The sequence below is a fragment of the Achromobacter sp. HNDS-1 genome, assembly GCF_040084795.1.
Classification (GTDB): Bacteria; Pseudomonadota; Gammaproteobacteria; order Burkholderiales; family Burkholderiaceae_B; genus Achromobacter; species Achromobacter ruhlandii.
The window spans coordinates 2,897,356-2,922,577 of sequence record NZ_CP157584.1 but is presented as its reverse complement, the minus strand read 5'-3'; the positions used below and the strand labels follow the sequence as shown (position 1 = coordinate 2,922,577).

At 66.6% G+C, this 25,222-nt stretch carries 25 protein-coding genes; 9 read left to right on the top strand and 16 right to left on the bottom strand.

The features are described from left to right. The first annotated feature begins 6 nt into the window (after positions 1 to 6). Positions 7 to 855 carry a lysozyme inhibitor LprI family protein gene (locus ABFG95_RS13585; RefSeq protein ID WP_063581433.1) on the top strand — a complete coding sequence of 283 codons (849 nt, stop codon included), beginning with the start codon at positions 7 to 9 and terminating at the stop codon, positions 853 to 855. A 54-nt stretch (positions 856 to 909) separates the two neighbouring features. Here ABFG95_RS13585 and ABFG95_RS13580 read toward each other — a convergent pair whose 3' ends face one another. Together ABFG95_RS13580 and nhaA are read right to left on the bottom strand one after the other, a co-directional pair. Beyond that, positions 910 to 1,311, bottom strand: a complete 402-nt coding sequence (locus tag ABFG95_RS13580; RefSeq protein ID WP_278989854.1) for a DUF488 family protein — start codon at positions 1,309 to 1,311, stop codon at positions 910 to 912. 50 nt (positions 1,312 to 1,361) lie between these two features. Then, complete coding sequence (gene nhaA / locus ABFG95_RS13575) at positions 1,362 to 2,585, bottom strand: Na+/H+ antiporter NhaA (RefSeq protein WP_068981099.1); 1,224 nt, start codon at positions 2,583 to 2,585, stop codon at positions 1,362 to 1,364. Positions 2,586 to 3,085: 500 nt separating this feature from the next. Between nhaA and ABFG95_RS13570 the strand changes: the two genes are divergently transcribed. Continuing rightward, on the top strand, positions 3,086 to 4,234 hold the full coding sequence (locus tag ABFG95_RS13570; RefSeq protein WP_049078193.1) for a glycosyltransferase: 1,149 nt from the start codon (positions 3,086 to 3,088) through the stop codon (positions 4,232 to 4,234). A 30-nt stretch (positions 4,235 to 4,264) separates the two neighbouring features. Here ABFG95_RS13570 and ABFG95_RS13565 read toward each other — a convergent pair whose 3' ends face one another. The 4 genes from ABFG95_RS13565 to ABFG95_RS13550 all read right to left on the bottom strand — a co-directional run bounded on the left by ABFG95_RS13565 (position 4,265) and on the right by ABFG95_RS13550 (position 7,627). Further along, a complete protein-coding gene (locus tag ABFG95_RS13565; protein WP_049076988.1) occupies positions 4,265 to 4,729 on the bottom strand; it encodes an HIT family protein in 465 nt (154 codons plus the stop codon). Next, positions 4,726 to 5,175 (bottom strand): GNAT family N-acetyltransferase, encoded by a 450-nt coding sequence (locus ABFG95_RS13560; RefSeq protein WP_278989850.1) that lies wholly within the window; start codon positions 5,173 to 5,175, stop codon positions 4,726 to 4,728. Before ABFG95_RS13560 ends, ABFG95_RS13565 begins: the two co-directional genes overlap by 4 nt. Before the next feature lie 20 nt (positions 5,176 to 5,195). After that, positions 5,196 to 6,662 (bottom strand): polyphosphate:AMP phosphotransferase, encoded by a 1,467-nt coding sequence (pap, locus tag ABFG95_RS13555; RefSeq protein ID WP_049076982.1) that lies wholly within the window; start codon positions 6,660 to 6,662, stop codon positions 5,196 to 5,198. 101 nt (positions 6,663 to 6,763) lie between these two features. Beyond that, complete coding sequence (locus ABFG95_RS13550; RefSeq protein ID WP_175144662.1) at positions 6,764 to 7,627, bottom strand: MBL fold metallo-hydrolase; 864 nt, start codon at positions 7,625 to 7,627, stop codon at positions 6,764 to 6,766. A 126-nt stretch (positions 7,628 to 7,753) separates the two neighbouring features. Here ABFG95_RS13550 and ABFG95_RS13545 point away from each other — a divergent pair, with 126 nt between their 5' ends. Genes ABFG95_RS13545 through ABFG95_RS13530 form a run of 4 tightly spaced genes read left to right on the top strand, consistent with a single transcriptional unit; the run spans position 7,754 to position 10,208 of the window. Then, complete coding sequence (locus ABFG95_RS13545; RefSeq protein WP_054505676.1) at positions 7,754 to 8,092, top strand: metalloregulator ArsR/SmtB family transcription factor; 339 nt, start codon at positions 7,754 to 7,756, stop codon at positions 8,090 to 8,092. Next, positions 8,086 to 8,517: a YeeE/YedE family protein gene (locus ABFG95_RS13540; RefSeq protein ID WP_175203240.1), complete on the top strand. Its 432-nt coding sequence runs from the start codon at positions 8,086 to 8,088 to the stop codon at positions 8,515 to 8,517. Before ABFG95_RS13545 ends, ABFG95_RS13540 begins: the two co-directional genes overlap by 7 nt. A gap of 1 nt (position 8,518) precedes the next feature. Continuing rightward, positions 8,519 to 8,956 (top strand): YeeE/YedE family protein, encoded by a 438-nt coding sequence (locus ABFG95_RS13535; RefSeq protein WP_049076974.1) that lies wholly within the window; start codon positions 8,519 to 8,521, stop codon positions 8,954 to 8,956. 13 nt (positions 8,957 to 8,969) lie between these two features. Further along, positions 8,970 to 10,208: an FAD/NAD(P)-binding oxidoreductase gene (locus ABFG95_RS13530; protein WP_175144663.1), complete on the top strand. Its 1,239-nt coding sequence runs from the start codon at positions 8,970 to 8,972 to the stop codon at positions 10,206 to 10,208. Between the two features lie 77 nt (positions 10,209 to 10,285). Here the strand turns inward: ABFG95_RS13530 and ABFG95_RS13525 are convergent, their stop codons facing one another. The 7 genes from ABFG95_RS13525 to ABFG95_RS13495 all read right to left on the bottom strand — a co-directional run bounded on the left by ABFG95_RS13525 (position 10,286) and on the right by ABFG95_RS13495 (position 19,012). Continuing rightward, a complete protein-coding gene (locus ABFG95_RS13525) occupies positions 10,286 to 11,554 on the bottom strand; it encodes an AMP-binding protein (RefSeq protein WP_049076969.1) in 1,269 nt (422 codons plus the stop codon). Between the two features lie 82 nt (positions 11,555 to 11,636). Next, positions 11,637 to 12,479, bottom strand: coding sequence for an ABC transporter ATP-binding protein (locus ABFG95_RS13520; protein ID WP_049076966.1), 843 nt, complete (start codon positions 12,477 to 12,479; stop codon positions 11,637 to 11,639). A 58-nt stretch (positions 12,480 to 12,537) separates the two neighbouring features. Beyond that, positions 12,538 to 13,878, bottom strand: coding sequence for an ABC transporter substrate-binding protein (locus ABFG95_RS13515; RefSeq protein ID WP_080977525.1), 1,341 nt, complete (start codon positions 13,876 to 13,878; stop codon positions 12,538 to 12,540). A gap of 227 nt (positions 13,879 to 14,105) precedes the next feature. Continuing rightward, on the bottom strand, positions 14,106 to 15,170 hold the full coding sequence (locus tag ABFG95_RS13510; RefSeq protein WP_049076964.1) for a branched-chain amino acid ABC transporter permease: 1,065 nt from the start codon (positions 15,168 to 15,170) through the stop codon (positions 14,106 to 14,108). A 23-nt stretch (positions 15,171 to 15,193) separates the two neighbouring features. Then, entirely contained in the window at positions 15,194 to 16,123 is a 930-nt protein-coding gene (locus tag ABFG95_RS13505; protein WP_049078187.1) for a branched-chain amino acid ABC transporter permease, read from the bottom strand. Positions 16,124 to 16,133: 10 nt separating this feature from the next. Continuing rightward, positions 16,134 to 17,030 (bottom strand): ABC transporter ATP-binding protein, encoded by an 897-nt coding sequence (locus ABFG95_RS13500; protein ID WP_068952406.1) that lies wholly within the window; start codon positions 17,028 to 17,030, stop codon positions 16,134 to 16,136. Between the two features lie 5 nt (positions 17,031 to 17,035). Next, complete coding sequence (locus ABFG95_RS13495; RefSeq protein WP_059272799.1) at positions 17,036 to 19,012, bottom strand: AMP-binding protein; 1,977 nt, start codon at positions 19,010 to 19,012, stop codon at positions 17,036 to 17,038. 168 nt (positions 19,013 to 19,180) lie between these two features. Here ABFG95_RS13495 and ABFG95_RS13490 point away from each other — a divergent pair, with 168 nt between their 5' ends. The 3 genes from ABFG95_RS13490 to ABFG95_RS13480 all read left to right on the top strand — a co-directional run bounded on the left by ABFG95_RS13490 (position 19,181) and on the right by ABFG95_RS13480 (position 21,134). Beyond that, a complete protein-coding gene (locus ABFG95_RS13490; protein ID WP_054419840.1) occupies positions 19,181 to 19,888 on the top strand; it encodes a Crp/Fnr family transcriptional regulator in 708 nt (235 codons plus the stop codon). Between the two features lie 201 nt (positions 19,889 to 20,089). Then, a complete protein-coding gene (locus tag ABFG95_RS13485) occupies positions 20,090 to 20,551 on the top strand; it encodes a MarR family transcriptional regulator (RefSeq protein WP_049076957.1) in 462 nt (153 codons plus the stop codon). A gap of 154 nt (positions 20,552 to 20,705) precedes the next feature. After that, positions 20,706 to 21,134 carry an organic hydroperoxide resistance protein gene (locus ABFG95_RS13480; RefSeq protein ID WP_024070675.1) on the top strand — a complete coding sequence of 143 codons (429 nt, stop codon included), beginning with the start codon at positions 20,706 to 20,708 and terminating at the stop codon, positions 21,132 to 21,134. Positions 21,135 to 21,620: 486 nt separating this feature from the next. Here the strand turns inward: ABFG95_RS13480 and ABFG95_RS13475 are convergent, their stop codons facing one another. The 3 genes from ABFG95_RS13475 to ABFG95_RS13465 are packed head-to-tail and all read right to left on the bottom strand — an operon-like array spanning position 21,621 to position 25,161. After that, positions 21,621 to 22,343: an ABC transporter ATP-binding protein gene (locus ABFG95_RS13475; protein WP_047992089.1), complete on the bottom strand. Its 723-nt coding sequence runs from the start codon at positions 22,341 to 22,343 to the stop codon at positions 21,621 to 21,623. Positions 22,344 to 22,359: 16 nt separating this feature from the next. Continuing rightward, positions 22,360 to 24,285, bottom strand: coding sequence for a branched-chain amino acid ABC transporter ATP-binding protein/permease (locus ABFG95_RS13470; RefSeq protein ID WP_348996017.1), 1,926 nt, complete (start codon positions 24,283 to 24,285; stop codon positions 22,360 to 22,362). A gap of 3 nt (positions 24,286 to 24,288) precedes the next feature. Next, positions 24,289 to 25,161 carry a branched-chain amino acid ABC transporter permease gene (locus ABFG95_RS13465; protein ID WP_049076953.1) on the bottom strand — a complete coding sequence of 291 codons (873 nt, stop codon included), beginning with the start codon at positions 25,159 to 25,161 and terminating at the stop codon, positions 24,289 to 24,291. Positions 25,162 to 25,222 lie beyond the last annotated feature (61 nt).

The window sequence follows — 25,222 nt, the reverse complement described above, 5'->3', positions numbered from 1 at the left end:
AGCACAATGCATTTCGGCAAGCGCGTGGCACAACTGCTGGGCCTGGTGGGCATCAGCGTGGTATCGGCGTCCGCGCTGGCAATCAATTGCCAGAAGGCCGGCAACGCGGCCGAGAAGCTGATCTGTTCGGATCGCGCGGCGGTGGCCGCCGACGCCGAGTTGAACCGCGCCTACGCCGCCTTGCTGAAGCAGGCGCCGGACGCGGAGATCCGCGCGATGCTGGTGGCCAGCCAGCGGCGTTGGGTCGAAGCCCGTGACCTGCGCCTGGAGGGCCTGGCGTCCGATCCCGAATCGCTGCCCGACGACAAGACGCCCGGCGCGATCGCGGCCGACCTGATCCGTGCCCGCGCCAGCGAGTTCAAGGAACGCGGGAAGGGCGACGATATCCCCAGGCTGATCCGCGTGGCGTTGAGCCAGCGCGAGTTCCGCAAGCAGTTCACCGGCGGTCCATACTCCGGCTATGACGTGTCCTGCGACGTGCTGCCGCCGGACTACAAGTATTACGCCTGCTTTGCCACCCGCTACTACCAGAACAATGACCGCGTCTGCAGCACGGATGAATACTGGGCCACCGGCTCGGTCTACGTCCAGCGCTACGTAGCGAAGGTGGTGGACAACAAGCCGGTGCCAGTGGCGTCCTGCTCGTACAACGGCAATGACGAGAGCTGTCCGGGCAGCATTGCCGATGACGCGCGCTGGAATACGGGGCCCAAGGTGCACGCGCCGACCTATCCGTCCAAGCCGTTGCCCCAGGTCGATGGCGAGGTCGACGACAGCGACGATTACGGCTGGATCAAGGCCTGCCTGACCGACAGCAGCTTCCCGCTGTCCAACCCGACCACGGCGGGCCGCTAAGGTTGTAAAAACTGCCCTTGCGGGCAACCTTGCGAGGCGTCTTGTGAATGTCGGCTAGCCCGTGGTCCGGGCCAGGTGCTTGCGGTGGTGCCGGGCATGGTCCAGCAGCGCGTCGCGCAACACCACCGCCTGGTTGTGCTCGGTGTCGCGGGCGCCATACAGCAGGGTCAGCGGACGTTCGCCGGCGGCTTGCAGCAGGGCGGCCATGCGGGCCTGCTGGGCGGGTTCGGCCAGTTCGGCCAGGTATTTTTCGCGAAAGGTGTCCCAGCGTTCGTCGACGTGGCAGAACCACTTGCGCAGTTCGGCGCTCGGGGCCAGGTCCTTGGCCCATTCGTCCAGCGCCAGGTCGGCGCGGCGCAGGCCGCGCGGCCACAGGCGGTCCACCAGGGCCCGGTAGTGCCCGTCGGGTCCGATGCCTTCGTAGACGCGTTGCACGGAAATGGCGGACGGCTTCATGGCGGCTCCTGTGGCGGATGCCCCAAGTCTACTCCCCGGCAAGCCCCGTGCTAGACCGTGGCCTTGGCTTCGGGCGCGGCGGCGGCGCCAGCGCGCAGCAGCAGGAAACCCACGACCGCCGAGGCCAGGGAGCCGGTCAGCACGCCGATCTTGGTGGCGTCCACCGCGGCCGGATCGGTGAAGGCCAGCGCGCCGATGAACAGGCTCATGGTGAAGCCGATGCCGCACAGTAGCGCCACGCCATAGAGCTGCGTGAAGCTGGCATGGCGCGGCAGGCTGGCGAGGCCCGATTTGATGGCCAGCCAGGCGAACCCGAACACGCCCAGTTGCTTGCCCAGGAACAGGCCCAGCGCCACGCCCAGCGGCACCGGCTGCGCCAGGCTGGACAGGCCCATGCCGGCGAATGACACGCCGGCGTTGGCGAAGCCGAACACCGGCACGATCAGCAGGGCCACGGGCTTGTGCAGCGCGTGTTCCAGCGCGTGCAGCGGCGAGTGCGCACCGGCGTGGCCCTGGTTCTGCGGGCGCAGCGGAATGGTCAGCGCCAGCGCCACGCCCGCCAGCGTGGCATGCACGCCGGACTTCAGCACGAAGTACCAGAGCACCGCGCCGATCAGCAGATAGGGCGTCAGGCGCAGCACGCCGGCCCGGTTCAGGCAGACCAGGCAGGCCAGCAGCGCGCCGGCCATGGCGAGCGCGAACAGGTTCAGTTCGGACGTGTAGAACAAGGCAATGATGACGATGGCGCCCAGGTCGTCCAGGATCGCCAGCGCGGTCAGGAACACCTTCAGCGAGGTTGGCACGCGGCTGCCCAGCAGGGCCAGGATGCCGAGCGCGAAGGCGATGTCAGTGGCGGCCGGAATGGCCCAGCCGCGCAGGGTGTCGGGGCTGCCCAGGTTGATCAGCACGTAGATCAGGGCAGGCATTGCCATGCCGCCCAGGGCGGCGATGCCGGGCAGCACGATGCGGGCCGCCCCGCGCAGTTGGCCATCCAGCACCTCGCGCTTGATTTCCAGGCCCACCAGCAGGAAGAACACGGCCATCAGGCCGTCATTGATCCAGTGCAGCACGGATTCCTTGAGCATGACCGGCCCGGCCTGGAATCCCAGCTTGGTGCCGAGCACTTCGAAATAGTGCGGGGCGAGCGGGCTGTTGGCGATGACCAGGGCGACCGCGGCCGCCAGCATCAGCACATAGCCGCCGAGCGCTTCGGAGCGAAGGAACGCCTGCAGAAACGAGACGGGCCGGGACGGGCGCGGGGCCTGCAGGGTCAATATCCACTCCTTGATTGCTGCGGTGCAGCGTAAAACCTGTGATGTTGAATATTACCTGAATTCAGACCAGTCCTAGGCGTAAAGGGCGTTGATTTCTATAGGATTTGACTCTGTTCGACCCGGTGAGGCCGGTGTCCGGTCCCATCCCGAATCCGTCGTTCCGAATGCCAGGAGATCACGCTTTGTCGCCGCTTTACGTCTTGATGTACCACCCGAAAGCGGACGGCCCCGGCCGGATGGTGGAGGTGCGGCCAGAGCCCATGGTAGCGCCGGACCCCGCCTATCGGGTGGCCTATCTACAGGCCAGCGCCCGGGTGATGGATTGGGTCGCACAGGGGGCGCGGTTCGACCTGTCCACCGCGGGCGCCATCCGCGTCTGGCAAGGCACCCGGCTGGTTGCCGCCGAAGCCCCAAGCGATGGGGCCCCGGGCCTTGCGCCCGATGATTGCGCCTATCTTGGCGCCTATCTGGTCTGGCAGGGCTGCGGCTGGAACCAGGAGATGGCCGGGCCGGCGGCCCTGCCCGACGACGGTCCGCCCCGGTTGCGCATCCTGCACACGGAGGCGGCCACCTCGTTCGGCGGCCAGGAATACTGCATCTACAAGGAAATGGTCGCCATGCGCGAGCGCGGCCACCATCTCGAAGCCGTGTGCCAGCCGCGCTCGGAACTGGCGGTGCGCCTGCAGCAGGCCGGCTTTATCGTGCACATGCTGCCGATGGACGGCGTGGCCAATTTCTGGCGCACCATCGCCTGGATCCACCGGCAATTGCGCCGGACTCCCTTTGACGTCATCCATACCCATAGCCGGCGCGATACGGTGCTGGGGGCCATCGCCGGCCGCCTGGCCCGCACGCCGTTGATCGTGCGCACCCGCCACCTGGCCAAGCCGATCCACTCGCTCTATGCCTACACCTGGCTGGCGCACGGCGTGATCGCCGTCAGCGATTTCGTGCGCCGCCAGCTGCTCGATGGCGGCGCGTCGCCGGACAAGGTCGCCATGGTCCATTCCCCGGTCGAGTCGCTGAGCGCGGATGGCGGCGGCCGTGTCCGGCGCGAGCTTGGCCTGTCGGCCGACACGCCCGTCATCGGCTGCGTCGCGGCGATGAGGGCCGACAAGGGCCACCATGACCTGCTGGACGCCTTCCGCCGCGTCGTCATCCGGCATCCGCGGGCGCGGTTGGTGCTGGCGGGCGATGGCGAACCGTTGTTGTCATTGCTGCGCGAGCGCGCCGAGGCGCTCGGCCTGGCAGGCCACGTCCATTTCCTGGGCCGGCGGGAAGACATCGGCGACGTCATGAGTGCATTCGACATCTTCGCGCTGCCGACGCGTCGCGAAGCCCTGGGCACGGTGTTCATCGAGGCCGCCGGACTTGGCGTGCCGGTGATCGGCGGCGACGTGGATGGCGTGCCGGAAACCATGCTGCCCGGTGTGTCGGGCCTGCTGGTGCCGCCGGGCGACGTGCCGGCGCTGGCGCGGGCGCTGGACGAATTGCTGGACGATCCGGCGCGTCGGCGCGCCATGGGCCGGATGGGCCGCGCCTATGTGGAGGGAGGGCGATTTTCGCCGGCCGTCACCGCCACCCAGGTGGAGTACGTCTATTTGCGCTGGCTGGCCGCCCGCGGCTGGCGGGCCGGCGGCCGGCGGTGAAATCGGGCCGGCGCGTTCCGTGCCGCTGCCTCAGTGCCACAGCAGTGCGTTCATGGCCTCGACCAGCCGGTCGCGGTAGCGTGGCAACAAGGCGCGAACGCGTGCCTGGCGCGCGTGCCAGTCGGCGGATTCGGCACCCGCGGCGACACGCGGGGCCGCCCAGATCGGGTCGGGGAAGTGGCGGTCGCCGCGCCAGCGCGGGATGACGTGCCAATGCAGGTGCGGCACCATGTTGCCCAGCGACGCCAGATTGATCTTGTCGGGCGCCAGGATGGACTGCTGCGCTTCCTCGACCACGTACACGGCCCGCATCAGCAGGTCGCGGCCATGGGTCGACAGGCTGGTCATCTCGGCCAGGTGGCCGTTCCAGACCACGCGGGTGAAGCCCGGATAGTCGGGGTCGTCGACCTCGATCAGGCGCAGGTGCGGACCGCGCCACAGCAACGTGCCGCCGTCGGTCTGGCACAGCGGACAGTCCGGATCGCGCGCGCTCACGGCAGCACCTTGCGATACTGGATGAAGCCGGACCGGTCGGCGATGCGGTCATACAGCTGCATGGCGGTGGCGTTGGTCTCGTGGGTCAGCCAGTACACGCGGGCGCAGTTGGCGGCGGCGGCCTGGGCGTAGACGTGCTCGATCAGCTTGCGGCCGGCGCCGGTGCCGCGGGTGGCGGGATCCACATACAGGTCTTGCAGGTAGCAGTAATCGCCCGCCGTCCAGGTCGAGCGGTGGAAGATCCAGTGCACCATGCCGACCGCCCTGCCGCTGTCGTAGGCCAATGCCGCGTGCATCGGCTCGGCGGGATCCAGGAAGCGGGCCCAGGTGTTGCGGGTGACGGCATCGGCGATGTCAACGCGATAGAAGTCCTGGTAGCCCTTCCACAGCGGCAGCCAGACGTCAAAATCGGTGGCGACGGCGGGGCGGATTTCGGCGGAGCTCATGGCGCGGGGCCTCCTGCGGATCAAAGTTGGTTTTCGAGGGTTTCGACGATGTGCCGCAGCACTTGCAGGCGAGCGTAGCGCTTGTCGTTGGCCGACACCAGGTGCCACGGCGCGTGCTTGACGTCGGTACGCGCCAGCATTTCATTGGTGGCGGCGGCGTATTCCTTCCATTTGTCGCGATTGCGCCAGTCGTCGGGGGTGATCTTGAAGTTCTTGAACGGCGATTTCTCGCGGTCCTTGAAGCGTTCGAGCTGCACATCGGCGGTGATCGCCAGCCAGAACTTCATCACCAGCGCGCCGCTGCCCGCCAGTTGTGCCTCGAAGTCGTTGATTTCGGCATAGGCGCGGCGCCACTGCGCGGGCGGGGTGAGCTTTTCGACCCGTTCGACCAGCACCCGGCCATACCAGGAGCGGTCGAAGATCGCGATGCGGCCGCGGCGCGGCACATGGCGCCAGAAGCGCCACAGGTACGGGCGCGACAGTTCATAGCTGTTGGGCGCGGCCACCGGCGTGATGTCGAACTGGCGCGCGTCCAGCGCGTGGGTGATGCGGCGGATGGCGCCGCCCTTGCCGGCGGCGTCCTGGCCCTCGAACACCAACACCAGCGAGCGTTCCTGGAACTTCTTCGAGCGCGCCGCGCGCGCCAGCCGGCCTTGCAACAAGCCAAGCTCGGACTCGTAGTCCTCGCGGTCGAGCTTGGCGTCATAGTCCAATTGACCTAACCGGTCGAGGATGCGGGCCGGGCCGGTGTGGGCCACGAACGTCGGCGGGATGCGCGGCACGCTCTGCTGGCGCATGGCGGCCAGGACCGCTTCGGCGGTGCGCGCGGCGCGCATGTTTTCATCGGCGCTGGGAATCACCACCCAGGGCGCATGGCCGCTGTCGGTATGGTTGATGACCACCTGGCCGCTGTTGCGGATGCGGTCATACTTCTTGTACACCTTGAGGTCGACCGGGCTGACCTGCCAGGAGGTCTCGGGACTGGCCAGCAGGCGCTTGGCGCGCGCCCGCTGGGCGTCGGACGACAGGTGGAACCAGAGCTTGAGGATTTGCACGCCCTCGGCCGCCAGCATGGCCTCGAAGCGCCGGATGGCCACCGACTGCGCCTCGATGCTGTCCTGGTTGGGCTTCTTGCGCGCGGCTTCGCGGATCAGCGGCGTGTACCAGGAACCGAAAACGATGCCGGTGCTGCCCTTGGGCGGCAGGTCTTTCCAGTAGCGCCACATCGGCGGACGCTCCAGTTCGCCGCCTTCCGGCGGGCCGTAGGCCAGCGTCCTGATGTGGCGCGGGTCCATCCACTCGTTGAGCAGGTTGACCGTGGCGCCCTTGCCGGCGCCGTCGATGCCGGCCACCACCACCAGCAGGGATTTCTCCGCTTTCTGCAAACGCTGGTATTGCGCATTCAGCAGCGCGACGCGCAGCTTGGCTTCCAGCGGCTTGAAGGCTTCCTTGGACAGGACGGGGTCGGCTTCGGCTTCGGCGAACATGAGGGGATTCCGTTTGATCGGCAATCTTGTGACCGGCCGATCTTGCGGGATATCCCGGCGGCGCGCAAGTGCGCCGCCCGGCAAGCCGCGGCGCGCGCCCGCTACAGGGCGTCGACGGGAATCTTGAGGTAGCGCACGCCGTTGTCTTCCGCCGGCGGGAAATGGCCCGCGCGGATATTCACCTGGATGGCGGGCAGGATCAGCGTGGGCATGGACAGGGTGGCGTCGCGCTGCGTGCGCATGGTGACGAAGTCGTCTTCGCCGATGCCGTCGCGCACGTGGATGTTGGCGCGGCGCTGCTCGGCCACGGTGGTCTGCCACGCGGCTTCTCGGCCTGCGGGCGGATAGTCGTGGCACATGTAAAGGCGGGTGTCGTCCGGCAGGCTCAGCAGCTGACGGATGGAGCGGTACAACTGGTGGGCGTCGCCGCCGGGAAAGTCGCAGCGCGCGGTGCCGACGTCGGGCATGAACAGGGTGTCGCCGACGAAGACGGCGTCGCCGATGCGGTAGGCCATGTCGGCCGGCGTATGGCCGGGCACGTGCATGGCGCTCGCGGTGAGGGCGCCGATCTGGAAGGTTTCGCCATCGGCGAAGAGGCGGCCGAATTGCGAACCGTCGAGCTGGAATTGGGGTTCGAGGTTGAAGATCTTCTTGAATACGCCCTGCACGGTGCGGATGCTCTGCCCGATGGCGATGACGCCGCCCAACTGGCGCTGAAGATAGGGCGCGGCCGACAGGTGGTCGGCGTGCGCGTGGGTTTCCAGCAGCCAGTCGGTGCGTAGTCCGTGTTCGCGCACATAGGCGGCGACCCGGTCGGCGCTGGCGGTGCTGGTGCGGCCGGATTTGGGGTCGTAGTCCAGCACCGAATCGATGATGGCACAGGCGCCGCCCGCCACGGGCTCGTGGACCACGTAGGTAACGGTGGCGGTGACCGGGTCGAAGAAGGCCTGGATATGCGGGTTCATGAGAGGGGGCGCCGGGAGCAAAGGAGGAGGGTGCGCAGAACAATATATATTTTTCAATAATATTGTTGGATAGTTTATCCGTCAATATAATGATCAAACTCTTTTCCGCCGATTGATCCCCATCAAATGCTGACTGCCCTGAACGATTGCGAAGTCGCCGCGCTGCGCGAATCCGCCTCCCAGGCCTGCGCGCTGCTCAAGGCGCTGGCCAATGAAGACCGGCTGCTGCTGCTGTGCCAACTGGTGCAGGGCGAGCGCAACGTCGGTGAACTGGAATCCCTGACCGGCATCCGCCAGCCGACGCTGTCGCAGCAACTGGGCGTGCTGCGCGACGAGGGCCTGGTGAGCACGCGGCGCCAGGGCAAGTACGTGTACTACCAACTGGCCAGCTTCGAGGTCAACCAGGTCATGAAGACACTGTCGAGCCTGTATTGCGGTCGGACCATGGCGGCGCTCGCATCATGATCGACCTGTCCGCCTTTACCCCCGCAAGCGCGCTCGCCGGCGGCGCGGTCATTGGCGTGGCCGCCGTCCTCATGATGCTGGGCGCGGGCCGCATCGCCGGCATCAGCGGCATCCTCGGCGGGCTGTTGCCGCCTGATCGAAATGCCGGCTGGCGGCTGGCGTTCCTGCTGGGGTTGTGCCTGTCGCCCTGGCTGTATCGGCTGGGCAGCGCGCTGCCGCCGATCGTGGTGGAAGCGGGCAATGCAAGGCTGATCGCGGCCGGCCTGCTGGTTGGCATCGGCACGCGTTACGCGTCGGGGTGCACCAGCGGCCACGGCGTCTGCGGGCTGGCGCGCGGCTCGCGCCGTTCCCTGGCGGCGACGGCGCTCTTCATGGCGGCGGGGTTCGCCACCGTGTATGTCGCGCGGCACCTGGTGGGAGGCTGACATGGTGGCCTTGTTCGCGTTTCTCTCGGGATTGGTTTTCGGGCTGGGACTGCTCGTTTCCGGCATGGCCAATCCCGCCAAGGTGCTGGGCTTCCTGGACCTGGCGGGAAGCTGGGATCCTTCGCTGGCGTTGGTGATGGGCGGTGCGCTGGCCGTGACGGCAGCGGGCTTTGCCTGGTTGCGCCGTCGCCGTGCCAGCCTGTCCGGCGAGCCGCTGCATTGGCCCACGGCCACGCGCATCGATCCGCGGCTGGCGTTGGGCAGCCTGGCGTTCGGCGCGGGCTGGGGGCTGGCGGGTTTCTGCCCCGGCCCGGCGCTGGTGGCGGCGGCGGCCGGCGTGCGGGAAGCCCTGATCTTCGTGGCGGCCATGGTGGCCGGCATGGCGCTGTACTCGGCAATTCAATACATGACGAACCGGCCACCCCGGACCGGTCGATAGCAGGGAGACAAGCATGCAGACGGCAGCACAGGCGCGGCGCGATTTCGACGTGGTGGTGGTCGGGGGCGGTTCGGCGGGCATCGGCGTGACCGCCAGCCTGCTGCGCCGCCGTCCGGACCTGCGCATCGCGGTCATCGAGCCCAGCGACAAGCACTACTACCAGCCAGCCTGGACGCTGGTGGGCGGGGGCGCGTTCGACGTCGCCAAGACCGTGCGGCCGACGCGGTCGGTGATGCCGGGCCGCGCCACCTGGCTGCAGGCCGCGGCGGCGGGTTTCGAGCCCGAGGCCAATCAGGTCCGGCTGGCGGATGGCAGCGCGGTCAGCTACCAGCAATTGATCGTGTGTCCGGGACTGCGCCTGGCCTGGGACAAGGTCGAGGGCCTGTCGGAAACGCTGGGCCGCAATGGCGTCAGTTCCAACTACCGCTTCGACCTGGCGCCTTATACCTGGGAGCTGGTGCGCGGCCTGAAAGGCGGCAAGGCGCTGTTCACGCAGCCGGCCATGCCGATCAAGTGCGCCGGCGCGCCGCAGAAGGCCATGTACCTGGCGTGCGACCACTGGCGCCGCAGCGGCGTGCTGGATCGCGTCGAGGTCGAATTCGACCTGGCCGGCGCGGTGCTGTTCGGCGTGCCGACCTTCGTGCCGCCGTTGATGCGCTATGTGGAAAGCTACGGCATTTCGCTGGCGTTCAATTCGGCGCTGGTGGCGGTGGACGGCCCGGCGCGCAAGGCGTGGTTCGACGTCAAGGACGCCGAGGGGGCGGTGACCCGTGTAGAGAAGTCATTCGACATGCTGCACGCGGTGCCGCCGCAGGTGCCGCACGATTTCCTGCGCCAGAGCGCGCTGGCCGATGCGGCCGGCTGGTGCGAGGTCGATCCGGCCACGCTGCGCCACGTGCGCTACGACAACATCTTCGGGCTGGGCGATGGCATCAGCACCACCAACGCCAAGACCGCGGCGGCGGCGCGCAAGCAGATCGTCACGGTGGCCGAGAACCTGCTGGCGGTGCGCGAAGGGCATGCGCTGCCGGTCACGTACGATGGCTACGGCTCGTGCCCGCTGACGGTCGAGCGCGGCCGCATCGTGCTGGCCGAGTTCGGCTATGGCGGCAAGCTGCTGCCCACCTTCCCGCTGGACCCGACCGTGCCGCGCAAGAGCGCCTGGTTCCTGAAGGCGACGATGCTCCCGTGGATCTACTGGAACGGCATGCTCAAGGGCCGCGAATGGCTGGCCCGTCCGTTGGGCAATTGAGCCTGCCGTCGCCGGCGGCGCTGCCGCGCCCGGGCTTTGCCGGTCCCGGGCGCGCGCCTTTCTTCTTCTTATCCTTGTTATTCGTAGGTGCGGATGTCGTCGATGACCTTGCCGTCGTTCGGCAGGGAGCCGGCCTCGGCCCATTCGACGTCGCTGCGCAGCTTGGTCACGTCGCGCACCGATTCGGCGATGCGGGCGCCCAGGTCTTCGCCGCGCACGCGTGATTCCACCCGCAGCACCATTTTGTCCGACCCGGTGGTGCCGCTGATCACCAGGCGTGCCCGCAGGATTTCCGGGTGGCGGCGCACCACGTCGGCCACCTGCGAGGGATGCACGAACATGCCGCGCACCTTGGTGGTCTGGTCGGCGCGTCCCATCCAGCCCTTGATGCGGGTGTTGGTGCGGCCGCAGGGCGAGATGCCCGGCATCACCGCCGACAGGTCGCCGGTGCCGAAGCGCACCAGCGGGTAGTCGGGGTTCAGCGTGGTGACCACGACTTCGCCCACTTCGCCATCGGGCACCGGTTCGCCGGTGCCGGGGCGCACGATTTCGACGATGATGTCCTCGCCCAGCACCAGGCCCTGGCGGGCCGGCGTCTCGAACGCGATCATGCCGAGGTCGGCGCTGCCGTAGGCCTGGTAGCCCTCGATGCCGCGCGCGGCCAGCCAGTCGCGCAGCGACGGCGGGAAGGCCTCGCCGGACACCAGCGCGCGGCGCAGCGAATCCAGCTTCACGCCGAGTTCGTCGGCCTTTTCCAGGATGATCTTCAGGAAGCTGGGCGTGCCGGTGTAGCCGCTGGGCGCCAGGTCCTGGATCGCGCGCACCTGCTGTTCGGTCTGGCCGGTGCCGCCGGGAAACACGGTGCAGCCGACGGCGTGCGCGGCGGTCTCCATCATCGAGCCGGCTGGCGTGAAGTGATAGGAGAAGCAGTTGTAGGCCAGCTCGCCGGCGCGAAAGCCCGCGGCGTACAGCGCGCGGGCAAAGCGCCAGTAGTCGGCGCGCGCGCTTTCAGGTTCGTAGATCGGGCCGGGCGAGGCGAACACGCGCATGGCTTCGCCCCAGCCGATGGCCGAGAAGCCGCCGAAGGCCTTTTGCGGTCCGGCCGGTTGCGCCGCCTGTTCGCGGCTGTGCTGCTGGCGTTCCAGCAGCTCGTGCTTGCGCAGCACCGGCAGGCGCGCCAGCGCGGCGCGCGAGGTGACCGTGGCGGGGTCGATGCCGCGCAGTTGCTCGGCAATGGCCGGCGCGCGGGCGATGGCGCGGGCGATGGCGTCGGGCAGGGCCGCCATCAGGTCGCGCTCGCGTTGCTCGGGCGCTCGGGTTTCCAGGACATCGAAAAACTCGGACATGGGATCGCACCCTCTCGTGTGCCGTACTGCGGTGTCGTTGCCGGCGGCGAGCCGGACCGCGCCGGCGTCGCCGCTCCAGGGATCAGGCCAGCCAGCGTTTGCGGCGGCGGTAGAACTTGTTGTCGCGGAAACTCTTGCGTTCGCCGCTGGAAATGCCCAGGTAGAACTCTTTCACGTCCTCGTTCTGGGCCAGGTCCTGCGCGGCGCCGTCCATCATCACGCGGCCGTTCTCCAGGATGTAGCCGTAGTCGGCATAGCGCAGCGCGATGTTGGTGTTCTGCTCGGCCAGCAGGAAGCTGACGCGCTCGCGCTGGTTCAGGTCGCGCACGATCTCGAAGATTTCCTCGACGATCTGTGGCGCCAGTCCCATGGACGGCTCGTCCAGCAGGATCATGTTGGGGTTGGCCATCAGCGCGCGGCCGATGGCGGTCATCTGTTGTTCGCCGCCCGAGGTGTAGCCGGCCTGGCTGGCGCGGCGCTGCTTCAGGCGCGGGAAATACTGATAGACGCGCTCCAGCGCCGCGCTGGTGTCGCCGCGGCTGAGGTCGCGGGTGTAGGCGCCCGTCAGCAGGTTCTCTTCGATGGTGAGGTGGGCGAAGCAATGACGGCCCTCCATCACCTGCACCACGCCGCGCTTGACCAGTTCGGCCGGCGACAGCTTTTCGATGCGCTGGTCGCGGTACTGGATGTGGCCCTTGGTGACGTCGCCGCGCTCGCCCTTGAGCAGATTCGAGATGGCGCGCAACGTGGTGGTCTTGCCGGCGCCGTTGGCGCCCAGCAGGGCCACGATCCGGCCTTCCGGCACCTGCAGGGACACGCCCTTGAGCACCAGGATGACGTGGTTGTAGATCACCTCGATGCCGTTCACATCGAGCAGCACCTTGGGGGTGTCGGCGGTAGTAGCGGTAGTCGTTGCTGCGGTCATGGCGGTTCCTGCGGCTTGGTGGCGGCCGACGCCGTGGGGCGCCGGCCGCCGGTTCACATCAGTTCTCGCAAGTGCGGGGCGTGATGTTCTTTTCCTTGGCGTACTTCGCCGCGGCTTCCTTCACCATCGGGTCCAGCAGGGTCTTGTCGGCCTGGTACCAGTCCGAGACGACCTTGAACTTGGCGCCGTCCCACTGCACGATGCGGGCCCAGTCGTCGCCCTTGTGGTTGCTGCACGAGGTCTTGACCGGGCGCATGATCTGGCCGAAGCCCAGCTGGTTCAGGCGTTCCTGCGTCAGGTTCAGGTTCTCGAAGCCCCAGCGCACCTGGTCGGGCGTGAGCGCCTTGCCCTTGCCGAACTTTTCCTGCGCGGTGCGGATCGCCTCGACCTGCAGCATCGAGATCATCATGCCGCGGGTGTGGGCGATGGTGCCGAGCGTGGTCTTGCCCGTCTTGTCCGAGCCCTGGCCCTTGTCGTAGACGTACTTCTTCAGGTCGTCATAGACCTTGTCGTGGTCGGCGCCGCTGTTGTGGATGGTGATGGCGTTGTAGCCCTTGGCGACATCGCCCAGGTCCTTGACGTCGCCTTCGGAGCCGGCCCACCAGATCGCGTACATCTTGTCGCGCGGGTAGCCGCTGGCCTGCGCTTCGCGGATGGCGGTGGGCGTCATGATGCCGGCGCTCCACAGCAGCACATAGGCCGGGCGCGCCTGGCGGATCTGCAGCCAGGTGGACTTCTGTTCCACGCCGGGGGCGGTCACCGGATACAGCAGCAGCTCGAAGCCCTCCTTGGCGGCGCGCTTCTGCAGCAGCGGGATCGGTTCCTTGCCGTAGGGCGAGTCGTGGTAGACCAGGGCGATCTTCTTGCCCTTGAGCTTGTCCATGCCGCCTTCTTTCTTGGCGATGTCCTGGATCATCACGTCGGCGGCGGTCCAGTAGGTGCCGAGCAGCGGGAAGTTCCACTCGAACACGCTGCCATCGACCGATTGCGACAGGCCGTAGCCCATCGTCTCGACCGGCACCTTGTCCACCATGGCCTTGTCGCTGACCGCGAAGGTGATGCCGGTCGATTGCGTGTCGAAGCCCGAGGCGCCGGTGCCCTTGCCCTTCAGGCGCTCGTAGCACTCGACGCCGCGATCGGTGGCGTAGGCGGTTTCGCATTCCTCGTAGGTGATCTTGACGCCGTTGACGCCGCCGTCGCGTTCGTTGACCAGCTTCAGGTAATCCAGCTTGCCATCGGCCCAGGGAATGCCCAGCGGCGCGAACGACCCGGTCCGGTACACCAGCAACGGAACGAACTGCTCTTCCGCCGCCATTGCCGGCGTGGCCACGGCGCCCACGGCGCCGGCTGCGGCCACCAAGGCTGCCGCCAACTTCAGGTTAAGACGCTTCATCTCCATTTACCTCCTGCGTGGTGTTTGGGTCATAAACCCTCGGACACCGGGGTTGGCCCGGTCTGGAGCCGGGTATTCAGGACGTCGGTCGTGGCGCGCATACCGCTACTACCGACGATGATCACAACGGGAGCCGCACCATCCGGGCCGCGGCGGATCCGGCTTTGCCGGTCCCCAGCGGCGCCCCCTTGAGGGGGGAAGCGCCGCAGGCGCTTTCGGGGGTGGGCCCATCATTAGTGGGGGAAGGGCCAGATGCGAAGTTTTTCCTTGCCGATGCTCCACAACCGCGCCAGCCCGTGCGGCTCGGCGATCAGGAAGAACACGATCAGCGCGCCGAACACCATGTGCTCGACGTGCGCGGCGGTGTCCACCGACAGCGACAGGCCCAGCATGTGCGGCACGTTGGTCAGCGCCACCGGCACCAGCACGATGAAGGCCGCGCCAAAGAAGCTGCCGATGATGGAACCCAGTCCGCCGATGATGACCATGAACAGCAGCTGGAACGAACGCGTCAGGTCGAAGGCCAGCGGCTCCCACGAGCCCAGGTGGATGTAGCCCCACAGCGCGCCGGCCACGCCGACGATGAACGAGCTGACGGCGAACGCGGTGAGCTTGGCGTACATCGGGCGGATGCCGATGACCGAGGCGGCCACGTCCATGTCGCGGATCGCCATCCACTGGCGGCCGATGGCGCCGCGCACCAGGTTCTTGGCCAGCAGGCTGAAGATCACCACCAGGATCAGCACGAACAGGTACTTTTCCAGCGCGCTCTGTACCGGCAGGCCGAAGGCGGTCAGCGGCGGCACCGAGACGTTGCCCGACGACGAGTAGTTGGTGAAGAACGGGATGCGCAGGAACGCCCAGTCGACGAAGAACTGCGCCGCCAGCGTGGCCACGGCCAGGTACAGGCCGCGGATGCGCAGGCTGGGAATGCCGAAGATGACGCCGACGATGGTGGCGAAGCACCCGCCCAGCAGGATCTGGACGATCAGCGGCATGCCCGGGAAGCGCACGCCGAAGTTCCAGGCGGCATACGCGCCCACCGCCATGAAGGCGCCCGTGCCCAGCGAGATCTGGCCGCAATAGCCCACCAGGATGTTCAGGCCGACGGCGGCCAGCGACAGGATCAGGAACGGGATCAGGATGGCGCGCAGCAGGTAGTCGCTGGACAGCGCCGGGATGGCGATGAACGCCACCGCCAGCAGCAGCCAGATGAAGACGCGGTCCTGGCGGATCGGGAAGATCTGCTGGTCGGCGCGATAGCTGGTCTTGAATTGGCCGTTTTCGCGATAGAACATGTTTTTATCCTAGAAGGCCGTGGTCAGACGCGGTCGATGATCTTCTCGCCGAACAGCCCTTGCGGACGGAACAGCAGGAACACCAGCGCCAGCACATAGGCGAACCAGATTTCGATGCCGCCGCCCACCAGCGACCCCAGGTAGACCTCGGACAGCTTTTCGCCCACGCCGATGATCAGGCCGCCGAGAATGGCGCCCGGCACCGAGGTCAGGCCGCCCAGGATCACCACCGGCAGCGCCCGCAGCGCTGCCGTCGAGAGCGTGAACTGCACGCCGAACTTGGAACCCCAGATGATGCCGGCCACCAGCGCCACCAGGCCGGCCACGCTCCAGACGATGACCCAGATGCGGTTCAGCGGAATGCCGATGGACTGCGCCGCCTGGTGGTCGTCCGCCACGGCGCGCAGCGCGCGGCCGGTGGAGGTGAACTGGAAGAACAGCGCCAGCGCGGCCACCAGCAGCGCGGCGATGACCGCGGCGGTCAGGTCTTCGAGGTTGATGAGCAGGCCGCCTTCGAACACCGAGTCCAGGATCATCAAGGGATCCTTCGGCATGCCGACGTTGATGGAATAGACCGAGCTGCCGAACGAGATCTGGCCCAGGCCGTCGAGGAAATAGCTGATGCCCAGGGTGGCCATGAGCAGGGTGGTGGCCTCCTGGTTGACCAGGTGGCGCAGCACGAAGCGCTCGATCGCCACGGCCAGCAGGAACATGAGGATGGCGCTGACGATGAACGCCAGCACGTTGGCCAGGATCATGTTTTCGAAGCCGAACCAGCGCGGTATCCACTCCGAGAAGCGCGCCATCGACAGCGCCGCCACCAGCACCATGGCGCCCTGCGCGAAGTTGAACACGCCCGACGCCTTGAAGATCAGCACGAAGCCCAGGCCGATCAGGGCGTACAGCATGCCGCTCATCAGGCCGCCGAATAAGGTTTCCAGAAAAAATCCCATCATTCGCCCCTTAAGTCCGTGCAGCCAGTGAGTTTTCTCCCTTCCCCTCGGGAGGAGGGTTAGGGGCGGGGGCTGTTGCCTGCGCTTCGGCGTCCTGGGTGACGACGGCTTCGCCGCCGACGCCAAGGTACGCTCGGATGACGTCTTCGTTGGCGCGCACCTCATCGGGCTTGCCGTCGCCGATCTTCTTGCCGTAGTCCAGCACCACCACGCGGTCGGAGATGTCCATGACCACGCCCATGTCGTGCTCGATCAGCACGATGGTGGTGCCGAATTCGTCGTTCACGTCGAGGATGAAGCGGCTCATGTCCTGCTTCTCCTCGATGTTCATGCCGGCCATCGGCTCGTCCAGCAGCAGCAGGCGCGGCTCCATGGCCAGCGCGCGGCCCAGGTCGACGCGCTTTTGCAGGCCGTAGGGCAGGCGCCCCACGGGCGTCTTGCGATACGCCTGGATTTCCAGGAAGTCGATGATGTTCTCGACGAACTGGCGGTGCTCGATCTCTTCGCGCTCGGCGGCGCCCAGGCGGAAGGCCTGCGCCAGCAGCCCGCACTTCATGCGCAGATTGCGTCCGGTCATGATGTTGTCCAGCACGCTCATGCCCTTGAACAGGGCCAGGTTCTGGAAGGTGCGCGCGATACCCATTTCGGCGGCGCGGCGCGGATTCATGCGCGAAAAGCGCTCGCCGCGGAAGGCGATGCCGCCCTGCTGCGGGGTGTAGACGCCGTTGATGACGTTCAGCATCGAGCTCTTGCCCGCGCCGTTGGGGCCGATGATGGCGCGGATCTCATGCTCGCGCACATTGAAGGAAATGTCCGTCAGCGCCTTGACGCCGCCGAAGGACAGCGAGATGTTCTGCATGTCCAGCATCACGTCGCCGATGCGCTGGTCGCGGTCGTTGTTGCTCATGGTCTCTACGCGGCTCGGGCGGTGATGGCGGGGAACGTCTTGACCGGGCGGATCTTCAGGTCGGCGGCGATCTTGCCGGTGCGGCCGTCCTCGAACTTCACTTCGGTTTCGATGTACTGGGACGGCTTGCCTTCGAACAGGGCGTCGATCAGCACGCCGTACTTCTGCGCGATGAAGGCGCGCCGCACCTTGCGGGTGCGCGTCAGTTCGTCGTCATCCGGATCCAGTTCCTTGTGCAGGATCAGGAAGCGGCCGATCTGCGAGGCCGACAGCTTGGGATCGGTGGCCAGGTCGGCATTGACCTGCTCGACGCAATCGGCGATGAGCTGGTAGACCTCGTCCTTGCCCGCCAGGTCGGTATAGCCGGCGTAGGGCAGGCCGCGGCGCTCGGCCCAGTTGCCCACGGCTTCCAGGTCGATGTTGATGAAGGCGCACACGTCCTGGCGGCCGGCGCCGAACGCCACCGCCTCCTTGATGTGCGGGAAGAACTTGAGCTTGTTCTCCAGGTACTTGGGCGCGAACAGGCTGCCGTCGGCCAGCTTGCCGACGTCCTTGGCGCGGTCGATGATCTTGAGCTGGCCGTCGGTGTCCAGGTAGCCCGCGTCGCCCGTGTGGAACCAGCCGTCGGCGCTGCGCGCCTCCTGCGTGGCGTCCGGGTTGCGGTAGTACTCCTTGAACAGGCCGGGGCTCTTGACCAGGATTTCGCCGTTGTCGGCCACGCGGATCTCCACGCCGGCCACCGGCGGGCCGACGGTGTCGTCGCGCACCTGGCCGTCCGGCTGCACGCAGACGAACACCGAGGTTTCGGTGGAGCCGTAGAGCTGCTTGAGGTTGATGCCGATGGAGCGGTAGAACACGAACAGGTCGGGGCCGATGGCCTCGCCGGCCGTATAGGCCACGCGCACGCGGCTCATGCCCAGCGCATTGCGCAGCGGACCGTAGATCAGCACATTGCCCAGCGCGTAGCGCAGGCGGTCCCAGGCGTTGACCGGTTCGCCATCCAGGATGCGGGTGCCGACGCGGCGCGCCAGCTTCATGCAGGCATGGAACAGCTTGCGCTTGAGATAACCGGCGTCTTCCATGCGGATCATCACATGGGTCAGCAGGCCTTCCAGCACGCGCGGCGGCGCGAAGTAGTAGGTGGGGCCGATGTCGCGCATGTCGATCGACACGGTATCGGGCGACTCCGGATGGTTCACGGTGAAGCCCGTGACCAGTAGTTGCGTGTACGAGAACATGTTCTGCCCGATCCAGGCCGGCGGCAGGTAGGCCAGCACGTCCTCGCGGTCGGTCAGGTTTTCCATTTCGGATACGGCGCGGGCGCGGTCGATCAGCGCATGGTGCGTCAGCACCACGCCCTTGGGCTTGCCGGTGGTGCCGGAGGTATAGAACATCGCGGCCGCGTCGTGCGGCTGCACCGCGGCCACGGCGCGGGCGAAGAAGTCGGGATGCTGCGCGGCGTACTCGCGGCCAATCTCCTCGAGCCGGTCGTACGACAGCAGCATCGCATCGGTGTAGTGGCGCAGGCCGCGCGGATCGTCGTAGACCACGTGCTTGAGCGCGGGGCATTGCTCGCGCACTTCCAGCATCTTGTCGACCTGCTCCTGGTCCTCGACTACGGCAACGCTGATCTCGGCGTCCTGCAGCACGTAGACCATCTCCTGGGCCACGGCGTCCTGGTAGAGCGGAACGGGAATGGCGCCGAGCGATTGCGTGGCCATCATGGCCATGTACAGGCGCGGCCGGTTCTCGCCGATCACGGCCACGTGCATGCCGGGCTGGATGCCCAGCGATGCCAGCCCGTGGGCGACCTGGCGCACGTGCTCCGCCACTTGCGACCAGGTAAGGGTTTGCCAGATACCCAGGTCTTTCTCACGTATCGCGGGCCGCGACCCGCGTACGTCGGCATGCGCGAACAGCAGCGCCGGAAAAGTATCCAGCGCCGCCGGCATCGTTGCGGATGCGGGCGATGAATGTGCCACGTTGTCTCCTCCGGTTTGGGCACATCGCACCCGAGGCCGCTAACGCGGCGCGCGGGAGATCGCGCTTGACCAGTTGGTTTTAGATTTACGGCAGGAGTTAAGGTATAAGGTTGGGTTGCTACCAACTGTCACCATCGCGACATTCAAGGAACTTTTAGGGTATTCCCGATGCAGCTATCCGACTCCCTGCAACTGGCCGCGGCCTGGTTTCGCGTACTCGACGCCGAGCAGCAAGCGCGCGTTGAGCGAGACCTGTCCGTGCAGCAGGTTGCCGCCGGGTCGATCATAGAGCGCAAAGGCGAACTCGCCCAGGCTTGGATCGGCGTGCTGGCCGGCCTGGTGAAGGTGTCGGTGGGAAATGCCGAAGGCAAGGTCGCATCGCTGACCGGCGTGCCCGCGGGCGGCTGGATCGGCGAAGGCTCGCTGCTCAAGCGCGAAGTCCGCAAGTACGACATCGTGGCGCTGCGCGATTCCGTCGTCGCGCGCCTGCCGGCCGCCACTTTCGATTGGCTGCTGGACACCAGCATTCCCTTCAACCGCTACCTGCTGCACCAGCTGAACGAACGCGTCGCCCAGTTCATCGGCAAGGCCGAATACGACCGCCTGCTGGATCCGGATGCGCGCGTGGCGCGCTGCCTGGCCGAGCTGTTCAACCCGCTGCTGTACCCCGGCATGGGCATGCGCCTGACGATCACGCAGGAAGAGGTCGGTTACCTGGCGCGGGTCTCGCGCCAGCGCGCCAACCAGGCGCTGCGCAAGCTGGAAGAGGCCGGGCTGCTGAATGTCGAGTACGGCGCCGTGCGGGTGCTGGACCTGGACGGCTTGAAGCGCTACGGTTCCGACCGCGGGGCGCTGGAAGGCGAGCACGCCGCCTGAACGGGGCCGAGACGCCTGCCTTGGTCGACACGGCACGGGGATCAGGCCCTTGGGGGTGTCGCCTGTACCCCCCTGCTCACCATCTTCGTCGGGGCCTTCCTGCCGCAGCGCAGCACGCGAGGGGGCGCCAATCGCCATGGCGGATACAAAAGCCCGGAAAAAGTGCTTGACGATAAATAGCGCGCTATTTAATATTGCACAATGAAATCCAGATCCCAGCCCAAAAGCGCGTTCAACCCGCTGCTGCTAGACAGCCAGCTGTGTTTCGCCCTGTACTCGACCTCCCTGGCGATGAACAAGGTGTACCGCAAGCTGCTGCGCGGCCTGGATCTGACGTATCCACAGTACCTGGTCATGCTGGTGCTGTGGGAACGCGACGAAATCACGGTCACCGACATCGGCGAACGCCTGTTCCTGGACTCGGCCACCCTGACGCCGCTGCTCAAGCGGCTGGAGGCGGCGGGCCTGGTTACCCGGGCCCGCGCGCAGGATGACGAACGCCAGGTCATTGTCACCCTGACCCGGCAGGGCCGCGACCTGCGCAACCAGGCCGAAGCCGTGCCCCACGCCATCGCCGCAGCGGCCCAGTGTTCGCTGGAAGAGGCGCAGGGCACCATGAAGTCGTTGCACGAATTGCGGGAAAAGTTGGTCAGCAGTCTTTGATTCGCAGTCTTTGCGGAGGATGATGGCAATCGCTGTCATTCCCGGTTATAAATAGCGCACGATGTAATCGTGTGCTATCAAATCAGTAAGGGTCGAAGCGGGAACGTTCCCGCCAGCCCGGCAGTCCCTCACCTTCATCCAAAAGGAAAGCACCATGTCCATCGAAAAAGTCCTCTACCGCGCCCACGCCCACGTCACCGGCGGCCGTGAAGGCACTGGCGTCTCCAGCGACGGCAACCTGAACGTCAAGCTGACCACCCCGAAGGAACTGGGCGGCGCCGGCGCAGCCGGCACCAACCCCGAGCAGCTGTTCGCCGTCGGCTACTCCGCCTGCTTCATGGGCGCCATGAAGTTCGTCGCCGGCCGCGACAAGATCGCCATGCCCGCCAACGCCACCATCGACGGCTCGGTCGGCATCGGCCCCATCCCCACCGGTTTCGGCATCGAAGCCGAACTGAAGATCTCGCTGCCCGGCATGGACCGCGCCGAAGCCGAAAAACTCGTCGCCGCCGCCCACATCGTCTGCCCCTACTCGAACGCCACCCGCGGCAACATCGACGTCACCCTGACCATCACCGTCTAAGCACAGCGCGCGTCCCGCGCGCCAAAAGCAAAGGCAGGATTGCGCCAAGCGCAATCCTGCCTTTTTTTATCCGCTCCACTCCCAAGAACAGGCGGCCCACCAAGCCGTCCGTCACCCGCGCGCAGCGTCATCCGCCAACGCAAAACCAGCGCGTAAGCCCAAAAAGGCCGCCCGCGCGGCCGCCTTTGGGCGGGCCCCGCAAGATCTTCAGCGAGAGCACCCGCGGCCAAAGCATGCCAAGCACACGGCTAACCCCGGCAACGCAGGAATCAGAACAATCGCGAGCACGGCGGGGCGGCGGGCGGTGGCGGGCGGGGCGTGTAGATGCGCCCGAGGGAATCTGAAGGAACAGCCGAAGGCTGTGACGAAGATGACGAAGGGGCAGTCCGGAGCGAACGCTCCGGACCGCAATCGTAGCCCTGCCCGCCACCGCCCGCCGCCCCGCCGTGCGTCTCAAGAACTCAATCCCACGCAACAACAAAAAAACTAATGCGCCCCCCCAAGATAAGCCGCCACCACAGCCGGATCATGCTTCAACTTCTCCGCACTCCCATGCACAGAAATCCGCCCATTCTCCAACACATACCCATAATCCGCGACATTCAACGCCGCCGCCGCAAACTGCTCGACCAGCAACATCGTCACCCCTTCATCCTTGAGCCGCGCAATGATCCGGAAAACCTCCTCCACCAGGATCGGCGCCAACCCCATCGACGGCTCATCCAGCAGCACCAGCTCCGGATTCAGCATCACCGCCCGCGCCATCGCCAGCATCTGCTGCTCGCCGCCCGACAGCGTCCCCGCCAACTGCTCGCGTCGCTCCTTCAGGCGGGGAAACAGATCCATCGCCCGCCCCAGGTCCGCCTGCACGTCGCCCTTGGGCCGGCTACCCGTCAACCGGGGAAATGCGCCCAGCAGCAGATTGTCGGTGACGGAAAGCGTAGGAAACACCCGCCGCCCTTCCGGCGAATGCGCCAACCCCAGCCGCGCGATCCGATGCGACTCCAGCCCGTCGATGCGCTTGCCGCCCAATGTGACCTCGCCCGCGGTCGGCCGGATCATCCCCGACAGCGCCCGCATCGTCGTCGTCTTGCCGGCCCCGTTCGAGCCGATCAGCGTCACCACCTTGGCCTTCGGGACCTCCATGCTGATGCCGTGCAGCACCTTCACCTTCCCGTAGCCCGCTTCCAGATTCTTGATCGATAGCATGTTGTCGTCCTTGGCGTCAGGCGGGCGCGCCGCCCAGATACGCCTCGATAACCTTGGCGTTGCTCTGCACTTCGTTGGGCAGCCCCTCGGCGATCTTCTGGCCGAAGTCCAGCACCGACACGGTGTCGCATACTCCCATCACGACGTCCATGTGGTGCTCGATCAGGATCAGCGTGATGCCGTGGTCGCGCACCTTGCGGATGATGGCCAGCAGCTCGACGATGTCGGGCGCCGTCAGGCCGGCCGCCGGCTCATCCAGCAGCAGCAATTGCGGATCCAGCGCCAGCGCGCGGGCGATCTCCAGCAGGCGCTGCTTGCCATAGGGCAGGTTGCGCGCCTCCTCGTTGGCCATGCTGTCCAGCCCGACGAACTCCAGCAGCGCCAGCGCGCGGGCGCGGGCGCCTTGCTCCTCGCCCTTCCACTTGGACGTGCGCAGCGCGATGCCCGCCAGCCCGGTGGTGAACGTATGGTGCAGGCCCACCAGCACGTTCTCCAGCGCCGTCATTTCGCCGAACAGTTGCACGTTCTGGAACGTGCGGGCGATGCCGGATGCGGCGATGTCGGCCGGCGCCAGCCCCACCAGCGACTTGCCCGAGAACTCCACCGAGCCGGCCGTCGGCACGTAGATGCCGGTCAGCACGTTCATCATGGTGCTCTTGCCCGAGCCGTTCGGGCCGATCAGCCCGTGGATGGTGCCGCGCTTGATGGTCAGGTCGACCTGGTTGAGCGCCTTCAGGCCGCCGAACTGCATCAGCACCTGCTTGGCCGCCAACAGGGTCTCGCCCTGGCCGCGCGCGCTTTCGGGCGCGACCGCCTCCTGCTCCTTGACCAGGTCCTTCTTGACCGACAGCGCCGCGCGGCGGGTCGAGAAGAACAGGTTGCGCACGAAGCCGACGATGCCGTCGGGCAGGTAGTACACGACGAACAGGATCATGGCGCCGAAGATCGTCAGGCGCCAGTCGGTCACCGCGTCCAGCCAGTAGGAGAACACCGCCAGCAGGATGGTGCCGACCACCGGCACCGCCACCCGGCGGGCCTCGGTGCGGCCCTTGGAGATGGCGATGGCGCTACCCACCGTCACCAGGATCGCCACGCCCAGCGCGATCAGGCGGAAGGTGCCGATGTCGTCCAGCATCTTGGGCAGCAGCACGATGATCGACGCGCCCAGCAGCGCGCCGGTGCGGCTCTTGCGTCCGCCCATGATGATGGCCAGCAGGAACAGGATGGTCAGTTCGAAGTTGTAGGTGTTGGGCGAGATGTACTGCTCGGAATACGAGTACAGCGCGCCCGCCAGGCCGGCGAAGCCGGCGCTGATGACGAAGGCGAACACCTTGTGCCGGTAGACCGACACGCCCATGCAGTCCGACGCGATCGGGCTGTCGCGCAGGGCCTCGAACGAGCGGCCCAGGTGCGATTTGAGGATGCGGTGCACCACGATCAGCGACAGCACCAGCAACGCCGCCACCAGCCAGAAGTACTCGCTCTTGGTCAGGATGTGCCCGCCGATCGACGGCTTGGGAATCTTGATGCCGAGGGGGCCTTCGGTCATGAAGGTCATCTCGTTGATCAGGATCTGGATGATGGTGCCGAACGCTAGCGTCACCATCGCCAGATACGGGCCGGTGACCCGCAGCGCCGGCAGCGCCAGCACCGCGCCGAACACCGCCGCGATCAGGATGGCCGCCGGCAGCGTCACCCAGATCGGCATCTGCAGATGGAAGAACAGCACGCCGGCCACGTACGAGCCGATGCCGAACAGGCCGGCGTGGCCCAGCGACACCTGGCCGGTATAGCCCACTACGATATCGAGCCCGAACAGCAGGATCGAATAGATCATGATGGTTTCGATCAGGTGCAGGTAGTACGTGTTGGTCACGCCCAGCGGCACGGCGGCCAGGCAGGCCACGGCCACAATGGATAGCAGAAGGTGCAGGGGTTTCATCGATTACACCTTCTTGATCGCGGTCTTGCCGAACAGGCCGGCGGGCTTGAAGGTCAGTACGAGTAGCAGCAGGACCAGTCCCGGCACGTCTTTGTACCCCGTCGAAAGATAGAAACCGGTGGTGGTTTCGGCGATCCCCAGGATCAGGCCGCCCACCACCACGCCCATGCCGCTGGACAGGCCGCCGATGATGGCGACCGCGAAGGCCTTCAGGCCCAGCACCGCGCCCATGGTGGCGCCGGTCAGCGTCAGCGGCGCCACCAGCACGCCCGCGAAGGCGGCGGTCAGCGACGACAGGGCATACGAAAACGTGATCACCATGCCAGTGTTGATGCCCATCAGGCCGGCGGCGTCGCGGTCATTGGAGGTGGCGACGAAGGCCTTGCCATAGATGGATTTGCGGTTGAACACTTCCACCAGCAGCATCATCGCCAGCGCGCCGAACACCACCAGCAGCTCCATCGGCAGCACGTTGGCGCCCAGCACCTGGATCGGCGCCTCGGGCAGCGGCGAGGGAAAGCGCAGGTCGTCGCGGCCCCAGACATTCTCGGCCACGTTCTTGAAGATGATGCCCAGTGCGATGGTGGCCATGATCCAGCCGAACTCCGACCGCGTCTTGATGGCCGGCCGCACGCCGACGCGTTCGACCAGCACGCCTTGCGCGAAGCCGAAGATGCAGACGATGGGGATCATGACCCAGTAGTTCACGCCCAGTCCGACCAGCGTGAGCCCGACCAGCGCGCCCAGCATCAGGGCTTCGCCCTGGCCGAAGTTCAGGGTGCCGGATGTGGCGAAGGTGAGCTGGTATCCGAACGCGATGACGGCATAGATCATGCCTAGCGCGATACCGCTATAGATAAGCTGTAGAAGAATCATGGTATGTGTCGTGAGGCGCTGTGTTCCGTCCCAACCCCCTTGGGCAGAACGCTGTTGTCAG

Bases quoted from the DNA above. Each gene is read 5' to 3' on its own strand.
- ABFG95_RS13585 (WP_063581433.1), top strand. From the start codon at position 7: ATGCATTTCGGCAAGCGCGTGGCACAACTGCTGGGCCTGGTGGGCATC.
- ABFG95_RS13580 (WP_278989854.1), bottom strand. From the start codon at position 1,311: ATGAAGCCGTCCGCCATTTCCGTGCAACGCGTCTACGAAGGCATCGGA.
- ABFG95_RS13570 (WP_049078193.1), top strand. From the start codon at position 3,086: ATGGCCGGGCCGGCGGCCCTGCCCGACGACGGTCCGCCCCGGTTGCGC.
- ABFG95_RS13560 (WP_278989850.1), bottom strand. From the start codon at position 5,175: ATGAGCTCCGCCGAAATCCGCCCCGCCGTCGCCACCGATTTTGACGTC.
- pap (WP_049076982.1), bottom strand. From the start codon at position 6,662: ATGTTCGCCGAAGCCGAAGCCGACCCCGTCCTGTCCAAGGAAGCCTTC.
- ABFG95_RS13550 (WP_175144662.1), bottom strand. From the start codon at position 7,627: ATGAACCCGCATATCCAGGCCTTCTTCGACCCGGTCACCGCCACCGTT.
- ABFG95_RS13545 (WP_054505676.1), top strand. From the start codon at position 7,754: ATGCTGACTGCCCTGAACGATTGCGAAGTCGCCGCGCTGCGCGAATCC.
- ABFG95_RS13535 (WP_049076974.1), top strand. From the start codon at position 8,519: ATGGTGGCCTTGTTCGCGTTTCTCTCGGGATTGGTTTTCGGGCTGGGA.
- ABFG95_RS13530 (WP_175144663.1), top strand. From the start codon at position 8,970: ATGCAGACGGCAGCACAGGCGCGGCGCGATTTCGACGTGGTGGTGGTC.
- ABFG95_RS13525 (WP_049076969.1), bottom strand. From the start codon at position 11,554: ATGTCCGAGTTTTTCGATGTCCTGGAAACCCGAGCGCCCGAGCAACGC.
- ABFG95_RS13520 (WP_049076966.1), bottom strand. From the start codon at position 12,479: ATGACCGCAGCAACGACTACCGCTACTACCGCCGACACCCCCAAGGTG.
- ABFG95_RS13515 (WP_080977525.1), bottom strand. From the start codon at position 13,878: ATGGAGATGAAGCGTCTTAACCTGAAGTTGGCGGCAGCCTTGGTGGCC.
- ABFG95_RS13510 (WP_049076964.1), bottom strand. From the start codon at position 15,170: ATGTTCTATCGCGAAAACGGCCAATTCAAGACCAGCTATCGCGCCGAC.
- ABFG95_RS13505 (WP_049078187.1), bottom strand. From the start codon at position 16,123: ATGGGATTTTTTCTGGAAACCTTATTCGGCGGCCTGATGAGCGGCATG.
- ABFG95_RS13500 (WP_068952406.1), bottom strand. From the start codon at position 17,030: ATGAGCAACAACGACCGCGACCAGCGCATCGGCGACGTGATGCTGGAC.
- ABFG95_RS13490 (WP_054419840.1), top strand. From the start codon at position 19,181: ATGCAGCTATCCGACTCCCTGCAACTGGCCGCGGCCTGGTTTCGCGTA.
- ABFG95_RS13485 (WP_049076957.1), top strand. From the start codon at position 20,090: ATGAAATCCAGATCCCAGCCCAAAAGCGCGTTCAACCCGCTGCTGCTA.
- ABFG95_RS13480 (WP_024070675.1), top strand. From the start codon at position 20,706: ATGTCCATCGAAAAAGTCCTCTACCGCGCCCACGCCCACGTCACCGGC.
- ABFG95_RS13475 (WP_047992089.1), bottom strand. From the start codon at position 22,343: ATGCTATCGATCAAGAATCTGGAAGCGGGCTACGGGAAGGTGAAGGTG.
- ABFG95_RS13470 (WP_348996017.1), bottom strand. From the start codon at position 24,285: ATGAAACCCCTGCACCTTCTGCTATCCATTGTGGCCGTGGCCTGCCTG.
- ABFG95_RS13465 (WP_049076953.1), bottom strand. From the start codon at position 25,161: ATGATTCTTCTACAGCTTATCTATAGCGGTATCGCGCTAGGCATGATC.